This window comes from Acidovorax sp. 22279, assembly GCF_052045435.1.
GTDB classification, from domain to species: domain Bacteria; phylum Pseudomonadota; class Gammaproteobacteria; order Burkholderiales; family Burkholderiaceae_C; genus Acidovorax; species Acidovorax delafieldii.
The window spans coordinates 166,744-185,808 of sequence record NZ_JBQEOV010000012.1 but is presented as its reverse complement, the minus strand read 5'-3'; the positions used below and the strand labels follow the sequence as shown (position 1 = coordinate 185,808).

Annotated in this window: 18 protein-coding genes; 9 read left to right on the top strand and 9 right to left on the bottom strand. The window is 63.1% G+C overall.

Annotated elements, in window-relative coordinates:
• The coding region (locus ACTJKQ_RS17050; RefSeq protein ID WP_440597513.1) for a Zn-dependent hydrolase at positions 1-1,188 on the top strand (1,188 nt) is incomplete at its 5' end.
• A gap of 79 nt (positions 1,189-1,267) precedes the next feature.
• Here the strand turns inward: ACTJKQ_RS17050 and ACTJKQ_RS17045 are convergent.
• Positions 1,268-2,305 carry a bifunctional nicotinamide-nucleotide adenylyltransferase/Nudix hydroxylase gene (locus ACTJKQ_RS17045; RefSeq protein WP_440597512.1) on the bottom strand — a complete coding sequence of 346 codons (1,038 nt, stop codon included), beginning with the start codon at positions 2,303-2,305 and terminating at the stop codon, positions 1,268-1,270.
• A gap of 559 nt (positions 2,306-2,864) precedes the next feature.
• Here ACTJKQ_RS17045 and ACTJKQ_RS17040 point away from each other — a divergent pair.
• Positions 2,865-4,106, top strand: a complete 1,242-nt coding sequence (locus tag ACTJKQ_RS17040; RefSeq protein ID WP_099731134.1) for a diguanylate cyclase — start codon at positions 2,865-2,867, stop codon at positions 4,104-4,106.
• Between the two features lie 34 nt (positions 4,107-4,140).
• Here ACTJKQ_RS17040 and ACTJKQ_RS17035 read toward each other — a convergent pair whose 3' ends face one another.
• The 3 genes from ACTJKQ_RS17035 to metK all read right to left on the bottom strand — a co-directional run bounded on the left by ACTJKQ_RS17035 (position 4,141) and on the right by metK (position 6,419).
• Positions 4,141-4,599, bottom strand: coding sequence for a hemerythrin domain-containing protein (locus ACTJKQ_RS17035; RefSeq protein WP_099731133.1), 459 nt, complete (start codon positions 4,597-4,599; stop codon positions 4,141-4,143).
• A gap of 47 nt (positions 4,600-4,646) precedes the next feature.
• Positions 4,647-4,832 (bottom strand): DUF1328 domain-containing protein, encoded by a 186-nt coding sequence (locus tag ACTJKQ_RS17030; protein ID WP_055399302.1) that lies wholly within the window; start codon positions 4,830-4,832, stop codon positions 4,647-4,649.
• A 405-nt stretch (positions 4,833-5,237) separates the two neighbouring features.
• Complete coding sequence (gene metK / locus ACTJKQ_RS17025) at positions 5,238-6,419, bottom strand: methionine adenosyltransferase (RefSeq protein ID WP_440597511.1); 1,182 nt, start codon at positions 6,417-6,419, stop codon at positions 5,238-5,240.
• Positions 6,420-6,551: 132 nt separating this feature from the next.
• Between metK and ACTJKQ_RS17020 the strand changes: the two genes are divergently transcribed.
• Entirely contained in the window at positions 6,552-7,415 is an 864-nt protein-coding gene (locus ACTJKQ_RS17020) for a lysophospholipid acyltransferase family protein (RefSeq protein WP_440597510.1), read from the top strand.
• Positions 7,412-8,293, top strand: a complete 882-nt coding sequence (locus ACTJKQ_RS17015; RefSeq protein ID WP_192418150.1) for a lysophospholipid acyltransferase family protein — start codon at positions 7,412-7,414, stop codon at positions 8,291-8,293. The genes ACTJKQ_RS17020 and ACTJKQ_RS17015 overlap by 4 nt, the downstream gene beginning before the upstream one ends.
• A gap of 48 nt (positions 8,294-8,341) precedes the next feature.
• On the opposite strand, the gene ACTJKQ_RS17010 is transcribed toward ACTJKQ_RS17015, so the two are convergent.
• On the bottom strand, positions 8,342-9,250 hold the full coding sequence (locus ACTJKQ_RS17010) for an alpha/beta fold hydrolase (RefSeq protein WP_436075713.1): 909 nt from the start codon (positions 9,248-9,250) through the stop codon (positions 8,342-8,344).
• A gap of 50 nt (positions 9,251-9,300) precedes the next feature.
• On the bottom strand, positions 9,301-10,056 hold the full coding sequence (gene yihA / locus ACTJKQ_RS17005) for a ribosome biogenesis GTP-binding protein YihA/YsxC (RefSeq protein WP_440597509.1): 756 nt from the start codon (positions 10,054-10,056) through the stop codon (positions 9,301-9,303).
• A gap of 72 nt (positions 10,057-10,128) precedes the next feature.
• Between yihA and ACTJKQ_RS17000 the strand changes: the two genes are divergently transcribed.
• The 5 genes from ACTJKQ_RS17000 to ACTJKQ_RS16980 all read left to right on the top strand — a co-directional run bounded on the left by ACTJKQ_RS17000 (position 10,129) and on the right by ACTJKQ_RS16980 (position 16,303).
• On the top strand, positions 10,129-10,758 hold the full coding sequence (locus ACTJKQ_RS17000) for a c-type cytochrome (protein WP_015012649.1): 630 nt from the start codon (positions 10,129-10,131) through the stop codon (positions 10,756-10,758).
• 146 nt (positions 10,759-10,904) lie between these two features.
• The gene (locus ACTJKQ_RS16995) at positions 10,905-13,058 is read left to right on the top strand and encodes a cytochrome c biogenesis protein ResB (protein ID WP_440597508.1); all 2,154 of its coding nucleotides are present in this window, start codon (positions 10,905-10,907) and stop codon (positions 13,056-13,058) included.
• Positions 13,055-14,404 carry a c-type cytochrome biogenesis protein CcsB gene (ccsB, locus tag ACTJKQ_RS16990; protein ID WP_116749008.1) on the top strand — a complete coding sequence of 450 codons (1,350 nt, stop codon included), beginning with the start codon at positions 13,055-13,057 and terminating at the stop codon, positions 14,402-14,404. The genes ACTJKQ_RS16995 and ccsB overlap by 4 nt, the downstream gene beginning before the upstream one ends.
• Before the next feature lie 182 nt (positions 14,405-14,586).
• On the top strand, positions 14,587-15,591 hold the full coding sequence (gene msrP, locus ACTJKQ_RS16985) for a protein-methionine-sulfoxide reductase catalytic subunit MsrP (RefSeq protein ID WP_056062014.1): 1,005 nt from the start codon (positions 14,587-14,589) through the stop codon (positions 15,589-15,591).
• Positions 15,592-15,652: 61 nt separating this feature from the next.
• Positions 15,653-16,303: a sulfite oxidase heme-binding subunit YedZ gene (locus ACTJKQ_RS16980; RefSeq protein ID WP_440597507.1), complete on the top strand. Its 651-nt coding sequence runs from the start codon at positions 15,653-15,655 to the stop codon at positions 16,301-16,303.
• A 71-nt stretch (positions 16,304-16,374) separates the two neighbouring features.
• On the opposite strand, the gene ACTJKQ_RS16975 is transcribed toward ACTJKQ_RS16980, so the two are convergent.
• The 3 genes from ACTJKQ_RS16975 to ACTJKQ_RS16965 all read right to left on the bottom strand — a co-directional run bounded on the left by ACTJKQ_RS16975 (position 16,375) and on the right by ACTJKQ_RS16965 (position 18,814).
• On the bottom strand, positions 16,375-17,202 hold the full coding sequence (locus ACTJKQ_RS16975; RefSeq protein ID WP_440597506.1) for an MBL fold metallo-hydrolase: 828 nt from the start codon (positions 17,200-17,202) through the stop codon (positions 16,375-16,377).
• A 115-nt stretch (positions 17,203-17,317) separates the two neighbouring features.
• Positions 17,318-17,524, bottom strand: a complete 207-nt coding sequence (gene lptM / locus ACTJKQ_RS16970; protein WP_110959755.1) for an LPS translocon maturation chaperone LptM — start codon at positions 17,522-17,524, stop codon at positions 17,318-17,320.
• A 222-nt stretch (positions 17,525-17,746) separates the two neighbouring features.
• Complete coding sequence (locus ACTJKQ_RS16965; protein ID WP_440597505.1) at positions 17,747-18,814, bottom strand: hypothetical protein; 1,068 nt, start codon at positions 18,812-18,814, stop codon at positions 17,747-17,749.
• Positions 18,815-19,065: the final 251 nt, after the last annotated feature.

Genomic DNA, 19,065 nt, shown 5'->3' with positions numbered 1-19,065 from the left:
ATGGAGCTGGCGCAGATCGGCGCCACCCCCAAGGGCGGCGTGTGCCGCTTGACCCTCACCGACCTGGACAAACAGGGTCGTGACTTGGTGACCCGCTGGGCGCGTGAAGCGGGCATGACCGTCACCATCGACAAGATCGGCAACGGCTTCATGCGCCGCCCCGGCCGCAACAACAGCCTGCCACCCATCATGACCGGCAGCCACATTGACACCCAGCCCACCGGCGGCAAGTTCGACGGCAACTACGGCGTGCTCGCCGGCATCGAGGTGGTGCGCACGCTCAACGACCATGGCATCGAAACCGAGGCCCCCATCGAAGTGGCCTTCTGGACCAACGAAGAAGGATCGCGTTTCGTGCCCGTGATGATGGGCTCCGGCGTGTTCGCCAAAGCCTTCACGCTGGATCACGCCTACGCAGCTACCGACACCGAAGGCAAGACCGTGAAAGGCGAGCTGGAGCGCATCGGTTACATCGGAGACCAGGAACCGGGAGACCACCCCATTGGCGCCTACTTCGAAACCCACATCGAACAAGGCCCGGTGCTGGAAGACAACGACAAGACCATCGGCGTGGTCAGCGGCGTGCTGGGCATCCGCTGGTTTGACTGCACCGTCACCGGCATGGAAGCCCACGCAGGCCCCACCCCCATGGCCCTGCGCAAGGACGCGATGCTGGCCGCCACACGCATCATGCAAGACGTAGTCGCCGCCGCCCACCGCCACCCGCCGCACGGGCGCGGCACCGTGGGCATGGTGCAGGTGTTCCCCAACAGCCGCAACGTGATTCCGGGCCGGGTCAAATTCAGCATCGACCTGCGCAACAGCACCGACGCGCTGGTGGACGCCATGGCCGCCGAGGTCAAGGCCTTTGCCGACCAAGTGGCCAAGGAGCATGGCGTGCAAGTCCACATCGAAATGGTGTCCAGCTACCCCGCACAGCTCTTCCAGCCCGAATGCGTGCAGGCCGTGGGCCGCGCCGCCGCCAAGCTGGGCTACAGCCACATGCCTGCCGTCTCCGGCGCGGGGCACGATGCCGTGTACATGGCCAAGCTCGCACCCAGCGGCATGATCTTCATCCCCTGCAAGGACGGCATCAGCCACAACGAGATCGAGGATGCGAAACCCGAGCACATCGAGGCGGGATGCAACGTGCTGCTGCACGCCATGCTGGAGCGGGCTGGTACCTAATGCTATACAAAATATAGCGGCAGATACATGATTCCGTAGCGCTTGCACCCGTTTGGATGCAAAAAGCGGGTGGAACGGATCAGTCCAGCTTCGTCAGCCCCAGAAAGTGGTCCAGCATGTGGAAGTGGTCTTCGAAGAATTCCTCTTCCAGGCCTGCCAGCTGGTCGATGGGGATCCACTGCACCAGCGCTGCATCGTCATCGGCCTGCACCACCGGGAAGGGCGCATCGCCCAGGTCAAAGTAGTGTGCATGCGTGATGGTGCGACCGCGCTGGCTGCGGTCGGGGTGGTCGAACACGGCCACTGACTGCAGCGCAGCGCGCATGCGGGCCTCGGGCAGGTCGCAGTGGGTTTCTTCCACCAGTTCGCGCAGGCAGGACTGCCACACGGTTTCTCGCTGCTCGATGAAGCCGCCGGGCACGGCCAGCTGGCCCTTGCCGGGTGCGTGCGCGCGGCGGATCAGCAGCACATGGTCCTGGCAGCGCAGCACGGCGTCCACCGTCACGAACACCGGCGGGTAGGGTGCGGCGGACCAGGCCTGGCGGTAACCACGCAGCATGCGCCACTCCTCCTGTAGCGCGGGGTAGTGTGGGGTCTGCGCAAAGTGCTCCAGCGTGGCGATGGTGCTCTCGGGAATCTCTGCGGCCAGCGGCTCCACGGCGGCGCGCGCGGTGGCGGGCGTGGCGCCAAAGTACGCGTCCCGGATGGCGGTGGCGTCGATGCGGCCCTGGCGTTCTATGTGAATGAGCTGCCAGCCTGGAAAGGCGCTGAGGTAGCCGCTGGTCGCATCCTTGAAGTGGCCCACCAGGCCGATGCTTGCGCCCGGGGCGGTGAGGCGCGCCACGGCCCTGCGCACCGCCTGCACCCACACGGCTTCGTTGTAGTAGTCGCGCATGGGCAGCACCTGCACCCGGGCGCTGTCTGCGGGGGCCAGGGCAGCGCGCAGCATGGCTTGGCGCTCTTGCCAGGTGAAAGGGTTCTTGGGCGAGCGTGCCTGCCACGCCGAGCCGATCACCACGATGACCTGCGGGGCGCTGTCCAGTGCACGTTGCAATAGCGCCATGTGGCCGCTGTGGACGGGCTCAAAACGTCCGATATAGATGGCGGTGTCGACCATGTGTCTCCGGCTGGTGGTGCGCTTCAGGTCCCTTCGCGTTGCTGGCGGGGGGCCGCCCATGTCCTCGCGGTGGCTGTCGCTTGCCAGGGGCTGACCGGGGCATTGGGGCGGCGTTAGAGCAGGTCGAGCAAGCAATGGGGCTGTATGCGCTGGATGTATATATGCTAGTAGCTATCTTTTTTGTAGTGATTTTACCGCCAGCCAGTGTCGTGGGTGGGGGGTGACCGTGGCAGGGCGCCCTGGCGGCGGCGGAGGGGCGGCGCTGCCAACCGCCTCTGAAGTCGCTATTGTGCGACCCGGCGGTTCATCCCGTGCATGGGGCGGGGGCGCAGGGCAGCGTGGCAAAAAAGAGATGGACCGGGCCGTACAAACGTGGCGACAATGCGCCGCTTGCACGCTGTGCGCAAAATTTCTGTAGCGCGAATCCGTCCCTTTCGTGCTGTGGTCTCGTGGTGCGGCGTGCAAGCCCACCTGTGTGAACCTGGGGGACTGCGCCCAATATGGCGTGTCCGCACCTCCAATAACAGGCCCGCCGTGCGCGGGCCACCGAGGGAGATCCATGTCGTTGCGGCTCAAATTCAATCTGGTGCTGGCGGGCGTGCTGCTGCTGGCGGTGCTGGGCGCGGGCGCCTATGTGCACCGCTTTTTGCAGCAGTCCGCCATCGAGGAGGTGCAGCACAACTCGCAGATCATGATGCACGCGGCCATGGCGATCCGGGACTACACCACCGAACTCGTCAAGCCGCACCTGGATGTGACGCTGGCCGAGAAATTCCTGCCACAGACGGTGCCTGCCTACGCGGCCACCGAAACCCTGCGCCGCCTGCAGAACCGGTTTCCGGGCTATGAGTACAAGGAGGCGGTGCTCAACCCCACCAACCTGCGCGACCGTGCCAACGAGTGGGAGGAGCGGATCATCAGCGACTTCCGCGAAGGCCGGGCCGACCTCAAGAAAGAGGTCACCGGCGAGGTGGGCGAGGGCATGCACCGCGCCATGTACGTGGCCCGCCCCATCACCATCAAGCAGGCGCAATGCATGGCCTGTCACAGCACACCGGCCGTGGCGCCGCCCACCATGCTCAAGGTCTATGGCGACAAGAACGGCTTTGGCTGGGGCATGAACGAGACGGTGGGCATCCAGGTGGTGAAGGTGCCGATGTACTTCCCGCTGGAGAAGGCGCGTCAGACCTTCAACACGGTGATGGCGGCGCTGGTGGGTAGTTTTGTGCTGCTTTTCGTCGGGCTCAATCTGTCGCTGTCGTCGCTGGTGATCGAGCCCATGGCGCGGCTCAACCGCAAGCTGGAAGACCTGGCCACCAAGGACTTCCTGACGGACCTGGTCAACCGCCGCCGCTTCTTTGAGAGGCTGGAGACCGAGATGGCCGACACCCGCATCAAGAAGGGCAGTCTGTCGGTGGTGATGTTTGACATCGACTTTTTCAAACGCATCAACGATACCTTTGGGCATGACTCGGGCGATGTGGTGCTCAAGAGCACGGCGCTGCGTGTGCGCGAGCTGCTGCGGTCGTCCGACTGCGCTGCGCGTTTCGGGGGCGAGGAGTTCATCATCCTGCTCAAGGAAACCCCGGTGGATGCCGCCATGGCCATGGCCGAGGCGGTGCGCGCGCGCATTGCAGGCGTGCCGTTCGACGCGGTGGGCCATGTCAGCGCCAGTTTTGGCGTGGCCACCTGGGACCACAAGGAAGACAGCCACGCCCTGATCAAGCGCGCGGACACGGCGTTGTACAAGGCCAAGTCCAGCGGTCGCAATTGCGTGGTGCAGGCCGAAGAGTCCGTATGACCCCTTGCGTGTCTCCGGGCAGAGCCCGGCACGCTCAGGCCATGGCGGCCTTGGCCTCCTCATAGTCAGCCCGGTAGTCCGCCGCCAGCGCGGTTTTTTGCTTCTCCGTCAGCAGCTTGCCGGCCATCTGGAAGAAGCGGTGTTCTTCTTCCTTGAGGTGGTGCTCCACCTTCTCCGCCAGTTTCTTGGCCAGCGGCAGCCAGCTTGGGCTCGCCGGGTCGGCCTCTTCCAGCGACTCCAGCAGTTCATCGAGCTGGTGGTGCTCTGAAATGGCGTGGCGGGACAGGTCGATGCCCGCGTCGTGCGCCATCAGCGGAATATAAAAATGCCGTTCCTCAGCCCGTTCATGGGCCGTCAGTTCCTGCTTGAGTTGGTCAAACAGCTCGCGCCGCTCGGGGGTGTCTCCGCTGGTGTCGGTGAGTGCGGTGTACAGCGCTCGTTGGCGTTCGTGGCTCTCGCGCAGGGCTTCAAAGATATTGGTGGTGTCGGTCATGGTGCGGCTGTGTGGGGAATGTTGGGCAGTGACAAAGGTGCGGTGGGCTACTTGAGTACCTTGCGCGCGGCACCCACGCCGATGACGGCCAGCACCACAAACACCACGGCAATCACCAGGAACAGCACAAACAGCACCTTGGCGATGCCCGCCGCGCCTGCGGCGACTCCGCTGAATCCAAGGGCACCGGCGACCAGGGAGATCAGGGCAAAAATGATGGCGTACTTCAGCATGGTGGTCGCTCCTTGCATTGGATGTTCAGGCAGCGCGGGGCTGCGAAAGGGTGTGCAGGAACGATACCGAGGGGCCGTCGGCAGCGCCGTCAGTGCGGGCGGGCGGTGGGTGTAGGAGAGGGCCGCTGGTGGGCAGTGGTGAAGCATCAAAAGAAAAGCCGCAACGCGGAGCGTTGCGGCTTTGGAGGTGGGACGGCTCTGACGGTCTTTTGGTCTGCGCTCACATCGCTGACGCGATATGAGCTTCGTCCGCAGACCGAAAACCGCGCTATCGCGCGGCGGGCTTTACAGCCCGGCTGCAGCGCGCAGCGCAGCAGCTTTATCGGTCTTTTGGTCTCCGCTCACATTGCTGCGCAATATGAGCTTCGCCCACGTACGGAAAGCCGCGCGTGCCGCGCGGAGGGCTTACAGCCCTGCTGCTGCACGCAGTGCAGCAGCCTTGTCCGTACGTTCCCAGCTGAATTCGGGCTCTTCGCGGCCGAAGTGGCCGTAGGCTGCGGTCTTCTCATAGATGGGACGCAGCAGGTCCAGCATCTGGATGATGCCCTTCGGGCGCAGGTCGAAATGCTCACGCACCAGGGCGGCCAGACGCTCGTCCGACACCACGCCCGTGCCTTCGGTGTACACCGTGATGTTCATGGGCTCGGCCACGCCGATGGCATACGCCACCTGGATCTGGCACTGGCGCGCCAGGCCGGCAGCCACGATGTTCTTGGCCACGTAGCGGGCGGCGTAGGCGGCCGAGCGGTCCACCTTCGTTGGATCTTTGCCGCTGAATGCGCCGCCGCCGTGGGGGCAGGCACCACCGTAGGTGTCCACGATGATCTTGCGGCCCGTCAGGCCGCAGTCGCCTTGCGGGCCGCCAATGACGAAGCGGCCCGTGGGGTTGATCAGGTAGCGGGTGTTCTGCAGCCATTCCTTGGGCAGCACAGGCTTGATGATCTCTTCAATGATGGCTTCGGTGAACGAGGCCTTCATCTTGGTTTGCGTTTCGCTCTGGTCGGGGTGGTGCTGGGTGGAGAGCACCACGGTGTCGATGCTGTGGGGCTTGCCGTCCACGTAGCGCATCGTCACTTGGCTCTTGGCGTCAGGGCGCAGGAAGGGCAGGCGGCCGTCCTTGCGCAGCTGGGCCTGGCGCTCGACGAGGCGGTGCGCGTAGTAGATGGGCGCAGGCATCAGCTCGGGCGTTTCGTCGCAGGCGTAGCCGAACATCAGGCCTTGGTCGCCAGCGCCGGTGTTCAGGTGGTCGTCGGACGCGTGATCCACGCCCTGGGCGATGTCGTTGGACTGCTTGTCATAGGCCACGAGCACGGCGCAACCCTTGTAGTCGATGCCGTAGTCGGTGTTGTCGTAGCCGATGCGCTTGATGGTGTCGCGCGCCACCTGGATGTAGTCCACATGCGCGTTGGTGGTGATCTCGCCCGCCAGCACCACGAGGCCGGTGTTGGTCAGCGTTTCAGCGGCGACGCGGCTGCGGGGGTCTTGCTTGAAGATTGCATCGAGAATCGCGTCCGAGATCTGGTCGGCCACCTTATCGGGGTGGCCTTCGGAGACGGATTCCGAGGTAAAGAGAAAGTCGTTCGCCATTTGAATAAACTCCTGTGGTCCGGCATTTGGGGCGTTGCCCTCACCCCGAAGGAGATCTGGCGAACGCTTTAGCAGATTTTTTTAACGTCGCCCTGCAAGTTGCTCATTTAACTCAGCGACCCACCCATTTTAATGCCAGTCGTCTTCCGATTCTTTTCCGTATTTCCACTGTGGTTGCTGCACATCATGGGCGCGGCCATGGGCTGGGTGGCGTTTGTGGCGTCTCCCACCTACCGGCGCCGGTTTATCTCCAACTCGGCGCTGGCGGGCTATGCGTTTGGCGATGTGCGCGCCGCCGTGGCCCATGCGGGCCGCATGGTGGCCGAGCTGCCACGCCTTTGGATGGGCGCGACCATGCCCTGCGCACTCACGGGCGAAGCCTGTGTGGAGCAGGCCTATGCAGCCGGTCGCGGCATCGTGTTTCTGACCCCGCACCAGGGGTGTTTTGAACTGTCGGCACAGGCCGCTGCACGCCGCTGGAGCGCGGAGCGTGGCCCCATCACGGTGTTGTACCGCCCGGCACGCCAGGCCTGGCTGGCCAAGGTGATGGAGACCGCACGCAACCGCCCCGGCATGCTGGCCGTGCCTACCACGCTGGCGGGCGTGCGCCAGATGATCAAGGCCCTGCGCCGGGGCGAGGCCGTGGGGCTGCTGCCTGACCAGGTGCCGCCCGAGGGGCAGGGCCAGTGGGCACCTTTTTTTGGGCGCGACGCCTACACCATGACCCTGGCCGTGCGCCTGGCGCAACAGACCGGCGCGACCGTGGTGCTGGCGCGTTGCGAGCGCCTGTCCTGGGGGCGTGGCTACGTCACGCATTTCGAGCCCTTGCCCCAGCCGCTGTCCGACCAGATGGACCAGGCCGTGCTGCAAATCAACCAAGCCATGGAACACCTCATTCGCCAATGCCCCGAGCAATATCTGTGGGGCTATGGCCGCTACAAGCAGCCGCGTGGCGAGGCTGCTCCGGTCGAACCTGCCGCCGGAGGCGCCGCATGAAGGGCCTCACAGGGCGTTTGGGTGTGTGGTTCATGCGGGTGCTGGCGCTGCTGCCGTTGCCGGTGTTGCGCGGCATGGGCTGGCTGCTGGGGCAGGTGGCCTTTGTGCTGGTGGCGCCCCGCCGCAGGGTGGCGTTGCGCAATCTGGCGCTGTGTTTTCCTGACTGGACCGAAGCGCGCCGCCGTGCCGTGGCGCGGGCCAGCTTTGTCGCGTTCTGCCAGACCTGGCTGGACCGCAGCTGGCTGTGGGCCGCGCCGCGTTCGGTGGTGGAGCAGCGCGTGCGTTTGACGGGGGCCGTGCACGAGCTGGAGGGCGACACGCCCACCATCTTGTTTGCGCCGCATTTCTACGGCATGGACGCGGGTGGCCTGGCCTTGCCGCTGCGCAGCGGCCGTGCGTTCACGTCCATCTTTGCCACCCACCCTGATCCGGCGGTGGATGCCTGGTTCATGGCTGGGCGCCAGCGTTTTGGCGATGTGCGCATGCTCAACCGTTCGGACGGCGTCAAACCCATCATCGCCAACCTGCGCAAGGGTGGCTTGCTGTACCTGCTGCCCGACATGGACTACGGCCGCAATGATTCGGTGTTTGTGCCGTTCTATGGCGTGACGGCAGCCACTATTCCGTCGCTGTCGCGGTTTGCGCGACTGGGTCGCGCCAAGGTGGTGGGGGTGTATTCGCGCATGACGCCCACCGGGTACGTGGCCGAGGTTTCGCCCGCTTGGGCCAACTACCCCACCGACGACGCTGAGGCCGACACGGCCCGTATGAACCGCGAGCTGCAGGCCGTGATCGACACCATGCCCGAGCAGTACTACTGGGTGCACAAGCGCTTCAAGACCCGCCCGGAGGGCGAGCCCTCGGTGTATTCACGCTGAAATATCAGCAAAAATGGCCTGAAGCGCTAGTGCATCATGCGCTGATAGCTATTTTTTAGATAGCAAAAAACGTTGCAGTTCCATGGCCACGCGCTCGGGGTGCTCGTGCACGACCCAGTGCGATGCCTGCTCCACCTGCTGCACCTGCAGCCGGGGAATCCAGCCGGGCAGGCCGTCGAGCAGGCCAGGCAGCAGGGCCGGGTCGTCCATGCCCCAGAGCACCAGCGTGGGCACGTCCACCGTCAACATCGACTCGGGCAGGGTGATGGCCTGGGCGCCGGGGTCGCCCTCGCGCGGCGGGCGGATGGGGCTGGCCCGGTAGTAGTTGCAGGCACCCTGCAACCCCTGTTGCCACAGGGCCCGGTACTGGGCGCGCACCTCGTCGGTCAGCCATGCGGGGGCTGTGCCATCCGGGGCGTTGAAAAAGGCAAACAGGCGGCGGAAGTCGTCTTCGGCCAGCAGGGCCTCGGCATCGGGCCTGCACAAAAAATGCATGTACTGGCTGCCCGCCTGCTGGGCGGCGTTGTGCGACAGCTCGCGCACAAAGGCGCCGGGGTGGGGTGAGTTGATGATGGCCAGGCGCTTCATCAGCTGCGGCTGCTGGTTGGCCAGGTTCCATGCCACGGCGCCGCCCCAGTCATGGGCTACCAGGCATTCCAGCGCACTGCCGGGGCATTCGTGGGCGATCAGCGCGACCAGGTCCTGGACCAGGTGCTTGGCGCGGTACGCATCCACCGCCTGCGGGTTGCTGGACGGGCCAAACCCTCGCAGGTAGGGCGCCACGCAGCGGTAGCCGCCGTTCTCGGGGCGGGCAAAGTGCAGCAGCAGTTCGTCCCAGATGAAGGCCCCCTCGGGGAATCCGTGCAGGAACAACAGCACCGGGCGCCCGGGGATGCCGCTCACGCGGCAGTGCAGGGTGATTCCGTGGGGGAGGTCAACAGGGCAATCTTGGATCATGGCGCTATGCATTCTGTAGCTGCCAGCGCATGATGCAATTGCGCTTGCGGCTAGTTGGGCTCGGATTCGCTGGTGGGCGAAGGCTGTGCGGGGCTGCTGCTGTCCGCAGCCGCAGGGGGCTCTTCGACGAGGGGCTTCACAGGGTGCGCCCACTGCCACAGCAGCTGGGCCACTTCATCCACCCCTTGCTTTTTGAGGGCCGAGAACATCTTCACCTCGCCGCCACCCGCGTGCAGTCGCGTAATCGACAGCACCTTGGTCTGTTCGGCGCGCGTGAGCTTGTCGGCCTTGGTCAGCACGATGAGGAACTTGAGGCCTTCCTCAACCCGGGGGCGCACCACTTCGAGCAGCGCCTCGTCCAGCTCGGTCAGGCCCAGGCGGGGGTCGCACAACAGCACGATGCCCGTGAGGCCGGGGCGGCTGACCAGGTAATTCACCATCACCTGCTGCCAGCGCACCTTATCCGAGCGCGATACGGCGGCATACCCATAGCCGGGCAGGTCGGCCAGCACGGCGTCCATCACCCCTTGTTTGCCCAGCGAGAACAAATTGATGTGCTGGGTACGCCCCGGCTTCTTGGAGGCAAATGCCAGCTGCTTTTGCTGGGTGAGGGTGTTGATGCAGGTGGATTTGCCCGCGTTGGAACGGCCCACGAAAGCGATTTCGGGCACGTCGATGGGCGGCAGGTGGTGCAGTTGCGCCGCCGTGGTGAGGAACCTGGCGGTGTGCATCCAGCCCATGGCGATTTTGGCGTCAGGTGCGGGCGGGAGAGAGCCAGCAACTGGCGCAGAGGGGGGTGTCGTCATGGGGAGTTGGGAGAGAAAGAACCATCATTGTAGAATCGCGAGGTTTTGCGCACATAAACACACACCCTCGATATGAAGTTGCTCGCCTCATTGCTGACGGCTGCCGCACTGGCAGCACCTGTTTTTTCGGCCTTTGCAGCGGGTGATGCACCCAAAGCGGCCAAGCCGGATCTCGTCAAGGGCGAGGCCAGCTTCACTGCGGTGTGTGCGGCCTGCCACGGCGCAGACGGCAACTCGGCCATCGCGGCCAACCCCAAGCTCTCGCAGCAACACCCCGAATACCTGGTCAAGCAGCTGCAGGAATTCAAGTCCGGCAAGCGCAACAACGCCATCATGAAGGGCTTCGCCACGGCCTTGTCGGATGACGACATGCGCAACATCGCCTACTGGCTCACGTCCAAGCCCGCCAAGGCCGGCTTTGCCAAGGACAAAGACCTGGTGGCCATGGGTGAACGCATATACCGCGGCGGCATTGCCGACCGCCAGATCGCTGCTTGCGCTGGCTGCCACAGCCCCAATGGCGCTGGCATCCCTGCGCAGTACCCCCGCCTGTCGGGCCAGCACGCCGACTACACGGTGTCGCAGCTGAACATGTTCCGCGACGGCTCGCGCGCCAACAGCATCCAGATGACCCAGGTGGCTGCCAAGCTCAATGACAAGGAAATCAAGGCCGTGGCGGACTACATCGCCGGCCTGCGCTGATTGATTGCTTGATATTTGTCATGACCCGGCCTGATTGACCGGGCGGCACGGAACCTACCGCCAATAACAACCCCAAAAAGGGCGGGTCCATCGCAGCGATGGTCCCGCCCTTTTTCTTTCGCGCTTCGCAGACACCGCTCCCACCCATGTCCGACAACACCCAGGGCCTTCGCATGAAGTCCGGCTCCCAGGCCCTGCGCGCCGGGGTCGAGCTGCTGTCTTCCATGCGCTTTGCCATCTCGCTGCTGACGGTGATCTGCATCGCCTCGGTCATCGGCACGGTGCTCAAGCAGCACGAACCGGCGGCCAACTACGTCAACCAGTTCGGTCCGTTCTGGGCCGAGTTGTTCGGCGCCATCCAGCTCAACGCGGTGTACAGCGCCTGGTGGTTTCTGCTGATCCTGGCGTTCCTGGTGATCAGCACCTCGCTGTGCATTGCCCGCAACACGCCCAAGATCCTGGTGGACCTCAAGGCCTACAAGGAAAACATCCGCGAGCAGAGCCTCAAGGCGTTCCACCACAAGGCACAGGCCGATCTGCCCGAATCGGCCGAGGCCGAGGCACGCCGCATTGGCACACTTCTGGCAGGTGGCGGGTGGAAGGTGCGCCTGCAGCAGCGCGACACAGCCGCAGGTCCAGGCACCGGCTGGATGGTGGCGGCCAAGGCTGGCGCCGCCAACAAGATTGGCTACATCGCAGCGCACAGCGCCATCGTGCTGGTGTGTGTGGGCGGCCTGCTGGATGGCGACCTCATCGTGCGTGCGCAGATGCTGCTGGGCGGCAAGTCGGTCTACACCGGGGGCGGGCTGATCGCCGATGTGAAGCCCGAGCACCGACTGTCCGAGCGCAACCCCACCTTCCGGGGCAACCTGCTCGTGGCTGAGGGCACACAGTCGAGCACCGCCATCCTGAGCCAGTCCGACGGCGTGTTGCTGCAGGACCTGCCGTTTGCGATCGAGCTCAAGAAGTTCATCGTGGAGCACTACTCCACCGGCATGCCCAAGCTGTTCGCCAGCGAGATCATCATCCACGACAAGGCCACGGGCGAGAAGACACCCGCGCGCGTCGAGGTGAACCACCCGGCCAGCTACAAGGGCATCGAGATTTACCAGTCGAGTTTTGACGACGGCGGCTCGCACCTCAAGCTGCGTGCCGTGCCCATGGTGGCGGGAGCCAAGCCTTTCGATGTCGAAGGGGTGGTGGGCAACTCCACGCAGCTCACCAATAAGGGCGGCGGCCCCGGCAGCGACACGCTGACGCTGGAATTCACGGCGCTGCGCACCATCAACGTCGAGAATTTTGGTGGGGCCGGCCCTGGCGCCAGCGGTGCAGACGTGCGCAAGGTGGACCTGCGCGAATCGGTGGAGTCGCGCCTGGGGGCAGCCAACAAGACCGTCACCAAAAAAGAACTGCGCAATGTGGGCCCCAGCGTGAGCTACAAGCTGCGTGATGCGGCTGGCCAGGCCCGCGAGTTCCATAACTACATGCTGCCGGTGGACACCGGCGACGGCGTGCCGGTGTTCCTGCTCGGTGTGCGCGAGTCTCCGGCAGAGCCCTTCCGCTACCTGCGGGTGCCGGCCGATGACAAGGGCAGTATGGATGGTTTCATGCGCATGAAGGCTGCGCTGGCGGACCCCCAGGCCCGGGAGCAGGCGGTGCGCCGCTATGTGTCTCAGGCCATGGATGCCTCGCGCCCGGAGCTGGCCGAGCAATTGCAGCAGTCGGCCGTGCGTGCGCTGGCGCTGTTTGCGGGGCGGGGCATGGTCGATGGCAAGCCCACGGGCGGGCTGCAGGCCGTGTCGGACTTCATGGAAGCCAATGTGCCCGAGGCCGAACGCGCGCGCGCAGGCGAGGTCCTGGTGCGCATTCTGAATGGCACGTTGTTCGAGCTGGCCCAGCTGTCGCGCCAGCGCGAGGGGCTTCCGCCATTGCCGCAGGACGAGCAGACCCGGGGTTTCATGACACAGGCCGTGCTCTCGCTCAGCGATGCGCAGATCTACCCTGCACCCCTGGCGTTTGAACTCAAGGACTTCACCCAGGTCCAGGCCAGCGTGTTCCAGGTGGCGCGAGCCCCTGGCAAGAATGTTGTCTATCTGGGCTGCGCCTTGCTGATCCTGGGCGTTTTTGCCATGCTCTACGTGCGCGAGCGGCGCGTGTGGGTCTGGGTGGCTCCGCAGGATGGCCGCACCCACGCCACCATGGCCCTGTCCACCAACCGCAAGACCATGGATGGCGACCAGGAGTTTGTCCAGCTCGCACAAAAACTGATCGGGGCATCGCCCCGCGAAGGCACCGCATGAACACCGCGACTTCTTCCTCGACCGTCACCACGATCACCCTGAACGAGGGGTTCTTCGCTCGCCGCAACTGGTTTGACTGGCTGTTTGCCGCCATCGTGGCCGTGGGGGCGTTGTATGCGCTGCAGCGCTACGGGGCCTTCATGGATGTCTACGAAAAAGGCATTTTGCTGGGCGCCATTCCGAGCACCATCTGGCTGGGCTGGTTCTGGCGCCCGCTGCGCGTGCTGATGCTGGTGGTGGCGGCCGTGGCGCTCATGGCCATTGGCCTGTACCAGCAAGACGGGGCAGGCAGCTTGGCGCGGGCCGACACAGTGTTCGGCCTCAAGTATTTCCTGTCCAGCCAGTCGGCCATCCTGTGGATGAGCATGCTGTTTTTCATCAGCACGGCGTTTTACTGGGTGGGGATGTTTGCACGTGGCGAAGGCAAGACCATGAGCATGCTGGGCTCGCGCATTGCGTGGGTGGCGGTGGCCATGGCGCTCATTGGCACCCTGGTGCGCTGGTACGAAAGTTACCTGATCGGTCCGGACATCGGCCACATCCCGGTGAGCAACCTCTACGAAGTGTTCGTGCTGTTCTGCTGGATGACAGCAGCGTTCTACCTGTACTACGAAGAGCAGTACGACACGCGCGCCCTGGGCGGCTTCGTGATGCTGGTGGTGAGCGCGGCGGTGGGCTTCCTGCTCTGGTACACCGTGGTGCGCGAAGCGCATGAGATCCAGCCGCTGGTCCCTGCGCTCAAGAGCTGGTGGATGAAGCTGCATGTGCCCGCCAACTTCATCGGTTACGGCACGTTTGCGCTGTCGGCCATGGTGGCGTTTGCCTACCTCATCAAGCAGCAGGCCACCGAAACCCGTTGGTACAAGCTGGCGCCGCTGTGGCTGCTGGGCGTGGTGCTGTGTTTCGAGCCCATCGTGTTCCGCCAGGGTGCGACGGAGAATGGCGGCAGCTACTGGATGGTGTACTTCGGCATTTCTGCGCTGATCGTTGCGGGCATCCTGCTGGGGCGCAAGCGCATCGCGGCGCGTCTGCCCTCGTTCGAGATTCTGGATGACGTGATGTACAAGTCCATTGCGGTGGGCTTTGCGTTCTTCACCATCGCCACGGTGCTCGGCGCGCTATGGGCCGCCGAGGCCTGGGGCGGCTACTGGAGCTGGGACCCCAAGGAAACCTGGGCCCTGATCGTCTGGCTCAACTACGCCGCGTGGCTGCACATGCGGCTCATGAAGGGCTTGCGCGGTACCGTGTCCGCCTGGTGGGCGCTGGTTGGCCTGGCGGTGACAACGTTCGCGTTCCTGGGCGTCAATATGTTCCTGAGCGGCCTGCACAGCTACGGCACGCTGTGATGATTCAAGGCCTGCTAACGACTCCCCGCGAGATTGTTGGCAGGCGCGGCAGGCATGTCGGGCATTCGGTGGCGCGCAACAACTATTGCGTCTTCGGTGTAACCTGAGCGGTCCAGGGAACGAACTAACAGTTGTTCTGCTCTACCGCTGCAGCTGTCTCACCCCACATGACCGGAGCCACCATGCTGATCCCCTCGCGCGATTCGGGTTTTCACCACCCACATTCCTCCGAAATCACCCCCCGCTCGGTCTATGAAGATCGCCGCCAGATGCTCAAGCTGATGGCGGGTGGCGCCGCAGGTGCTGCAATGGCGGCCTGGGCGGGCCGTGAGGCCCTGGCGCAGCAGGTGGCAGTCACGCGTCCCGGCAAGCTGGCGCCTCTGGCAGGCGCCAAGTCGGCGGTGGCAGGTGCGGTTTCCATGGAGAAGCTCACGGACTACAAGGACGCGAGCACCTACAACAACTTCTACGAATTTGGCACCGACAAGGCCGACCCCGCCCGCAATGCGCACACCCTCAAGACCAGCCCGTGGACGGTGGAGGTCGAGGGCCTGGTCAAGAAGCCCGGAAAGTACGGCATTGAAGACCTGATCAAGCTCAGCGCGCAGGAAGAACGCATTTACAGACTGCGCTGCGTCGAAGGCTGGTCCATGGTCATCCCGTGGGTCGGGTACTCGCTGGCCGAGTTGATCAAGCGGGTGGAGCCCCAGGGCAGCGCCAAGTACGTCGAGTTCGTGACCCTGGCCGACAAGGCCACCATGCCCTTCGTGGGCTCGCGTGTGCTGGACTGGCCTTATGTGGAAGGCTTGCGCATGGACGAGGCCATGCACCCGCTGACCTTGCTGGCCTTCGGCATGTACGGCGAAGTGCTGCCCAACCAGAACGGTGCACCCGTGCGCTTGGTGGTGCCATGGAAGTACGGCTTCAAGAGCGCCAAGAGCATTGTGAAGATCCGCTTTGTCGAAAAGGAGCCAGGCACCGCGTGGAACAAGGCGGCCCAGCAGGAGTACGGGTTCTATTCCAACGTGAACCCCAATGTGGACCACCCCCGCTGGAGCCAGGCGACCGAGCGACGCATTGGCGAAGACGGCTTGTTTGCCAAGAAGCGCAAGACGCTGATGTTCAACGGCTACGAAGCCCAGGTTGGCCAGCTTTACGCCGGCATGGACCTCAAGAAGTTTTACTGATGGCCCTGGTCTCGCCGCCATCGTTGGCGGTGTATGAGGCTGTGGTCTTCTCTTGATCGCGATGCGAAAACTACTGCTCCACCCCGTCGCCAAGCCGGCGGTGTTTGTGTTGTGCCTGTTGCCGCTGGCATGGCTGGTCTATGCGGCGGTGGCGAACCAGCTGGGTGCCAACCCTGCGGAGGCATTGATCCGGGCAACCGGTGACTGGACGCTGCGGGCGCTCTGCCTGGTGCTGGCCGTCACTCCACTGCGCGTCATCACCTCCACTCCTCAGCTGGCTCGGTTTCGGCGCATGCTGGGGCTGTTCGTGTTTTTCTACGGCGTGCTGCACCTGCTGAGCTACAGCTGGTTCGACATGGGTTTTGACATCCCGGACATCCTGCACGACATCGCCAAGCGGCCATTCATTCTGGTGGGTACATTGGCCCTGGTGCTGCTGGCCCTGCTGGCCGCCACGTCATTCAATCGTGCGATCAAGGCACTGGGTGGCAAACGCTGGCAGGCGCTGCACCGCACCGTGTATGCGGTGGCAGGGTTGGCGGTGCTGCACTTTTTCTGGATGCGTGCTGGCAAGAACAACTTTGGCGAAGTGGCGGTCTACGCCGGCATCCTCGGCGCGCTGCTGGGCTGGCGGTTCTGGCAACGACTGCGCAAGCGGTCGGCCACACCGGCAGGTGCTGCGGCAAGACGGACAGCCGCAGGACCGTCTTGAGATTGACTACTACCAAATTGATAGCTGTCAGCGCATATTTTCAATGCGCTAGCAGCCGATTTGGCTGATTTTTAGCCGTTGACTGCCCGCAGCGCTGGGCGCATTTGCCGGGTCACAGGGTCGATGTACGCGGTGGGAATCTGGTAGGCGCGGTCATCGAACAGGTCGATGCCGCACATCAGGTTCTCGATCCATTCAAAGAAGTCGCTAATGGCTTCCTTGCCCATGATGGGAGCGCCGTGCTGCGGCACCAGCATGGCAATGTCGAGCTGCCGGGCCATGCGTGCCCACAGGCGCAGGATCTTGTTGGACACCATGTAGCGGCGGTGGAAGCCCTCCATGCGCGGGATGTGCGCCTTGAGGTCGGTCACCGGGACACGGGCCTCGGCCCCCGACATCATGGATACCCCCAGGTCGCCCGTGAACAGGATGCGGCTGACCGGATCGTAGAAGTGGAAATTGCCCTCGGAGTGCATGAAGTGCGCAGGCAGCAGCACCAGCTCATGGCGTCCCAGGGGCAGGTGGCCGCCACCGTCTGGCACACCGATCACGCGGTTTTCGGTTTTGCCCACCTTGGTGAAGTGCGGTGCAAAGCGCTCCCAGACACGCGAGATCACCAGGTTGGCCTTGGTGCTGGTCATCCAGCGGTCCAGCGAGGCAATGATGTCCGGGTCTGCGTGCGAGGCGATCAGGTACGACAGCTTGTGCGGCGGGAAATGTTTGGTCATCCCCATGAACAGCTCGTTGAAAGCGAGGTTGCCGCCCGGGTCGATGATGGCGCCGGTGTCGTCGTCCACGATCAGGAACTGATTGGCCTGCACGGCCTGTCCATCTTCCTCAATGAGGTCGGTGAACATCAGGCAAGCATGATTTTTGTCGCGGTAGAGTTCCAGGGCCATGGCCATCCTGCGGTGCAATAAAGCGCAGACTGTACGAGTACCCCTAAGCTTTGTGCTTGATGGAAATCAAGCGAAACCGCATTGCCTGGCCATCCTGCGCAGGCGATCGAATGTTTCAGCGTGGCTGCGAGGCGCTGGCTGCGGGCGACGGCGCAGTGTTGGTGTCGTTGCCCGGCGTCAGGGTTTGCGGCAGCGTGGCACGCTGGCTTGCTGCAGGGCCGGTGGGCAGATACAACGGCCCCCGCTGACCGCAGCCGAAAAGGGCTGCCGCACTGGCAGCAAGGACAAGCGTCCTGACTAGAATTTGGGGAGCTTTCAACATGCGCAAATTGTACTTTTCGACGGTCTTAGCGGTGGCTCATGGACTTGGAAAGCCGTCAATCAATTTAACTGCAACAGCATCAAAGTAATCGTGCAGCAGCACTGGGGGCTACCGGCCAAGGGTGGCCGCTGGCGGCGGTTGAAAACAGACGCTCGACGCACAAGCTCAGCCCCAGACATGCCGTAGCGCAGGGGAGGCAGAGGTGTCAGCTGTAGGGCCGTGTCAGGCCTTCTTCTGAAACAACTCGGAGACATACTTAGCTATTTCCCCCTTTGTATCCCTTTCAATTTTTGCTTTTTCGAGTTCGACCGTCGTTTGATCTTTTGAAAGGATGTGGTTTCTTTCTGTGGCCGCCAGCTTCGCCAATGTATCCCCGATCATTGCTTGGTCACCGTAGCTGATAGCGGCACGCAGTGATACTTGCTTTGCTTCTACATTTGTGAGTTCGTTCTGAAAGTATTTGATCTCGGCCAAGCTTGCCTTGTAGAGGCTGAGGAAGAAATAGGCGAACAGCTCAATCATTACAACCAAGGTCAGGCGCGGGATAAAATGTGAAACAAAAGCCCACAGATCTTTAGATGCAGCTGTGATTTCGGAGAAGACACTAGCGCCGAGCAAAGCTAGTCCGATAATCGTAGTGACTGCCCCAAGCGCAAGATTGAGGTTCCCTCTCCTTCCAAGTGCTTCAAGCTCTGTGGCAAGACGAGCACGCGATTCGTCGAATTGCAGCAGTAATTCTTTGGCACGGCTGTCTCGAGAGTAGGTTTCTGCGACTTGGCTTTTCAGCTCTGCAAGCACTCTAGCGCCGGCTTCACTGTTAATTCGAGCCATCAGCTCGTCGAGTAGGAGCGACCTGTCGCCATCATTCATAGATGTGGCGACAGCTTTTGCGGACGCAATTTCATCCCGCGCTCGTTGGGCTTCGACTTTGAGTTCCGCAGCTAGCTTGGCAAGCTCAGCGCGGTCGTTTGAGCGGGTTGCCTCTGTCTCGCGTTGGTATTTTGCGGCTTCCAACTCGACTTCGACAGAGCGTTTGAATCCTGTCTGAAGATAGGTCATCACTACGGACAGGCCAGAGAATCCTATAAGCAATACAGCAATAGAAAGGAAAGTCTCCTTGGGGAGAAGGGATTTCCTGAAGAAGAAATCATCACCTACGCCAATAGTCCAGAGAACCAAGAGAAGACCGGCTAGCGCTGGGACAGCGGTCATCACTACGCGGACCCGCTGTCTTCGCTCGGCAAAATACCGCGCCTCTTCTGCACTTGCCAGATCATGAGTTTCATTCATTTGGAAGGCCTAAAGTGATGTGGACTGTGCAGGATATTGTTAACACGGATTTCTTCTGGAAGTGGCTCGCAGCAGAGGGTGGCTGGTTCCAACATCCAGCTATGAAAATTCTCAGAAACACTACACGCGTCAACTCACCAAACTATAGCTTGCCAGTAGGCCACCACCCACTGTAGGTTCAGGGCCCGAAACGGACGCACAACACCATGGTCAACCTTGCCCGTTGCCGTCTTGTAGCGAGTGCGTATGCA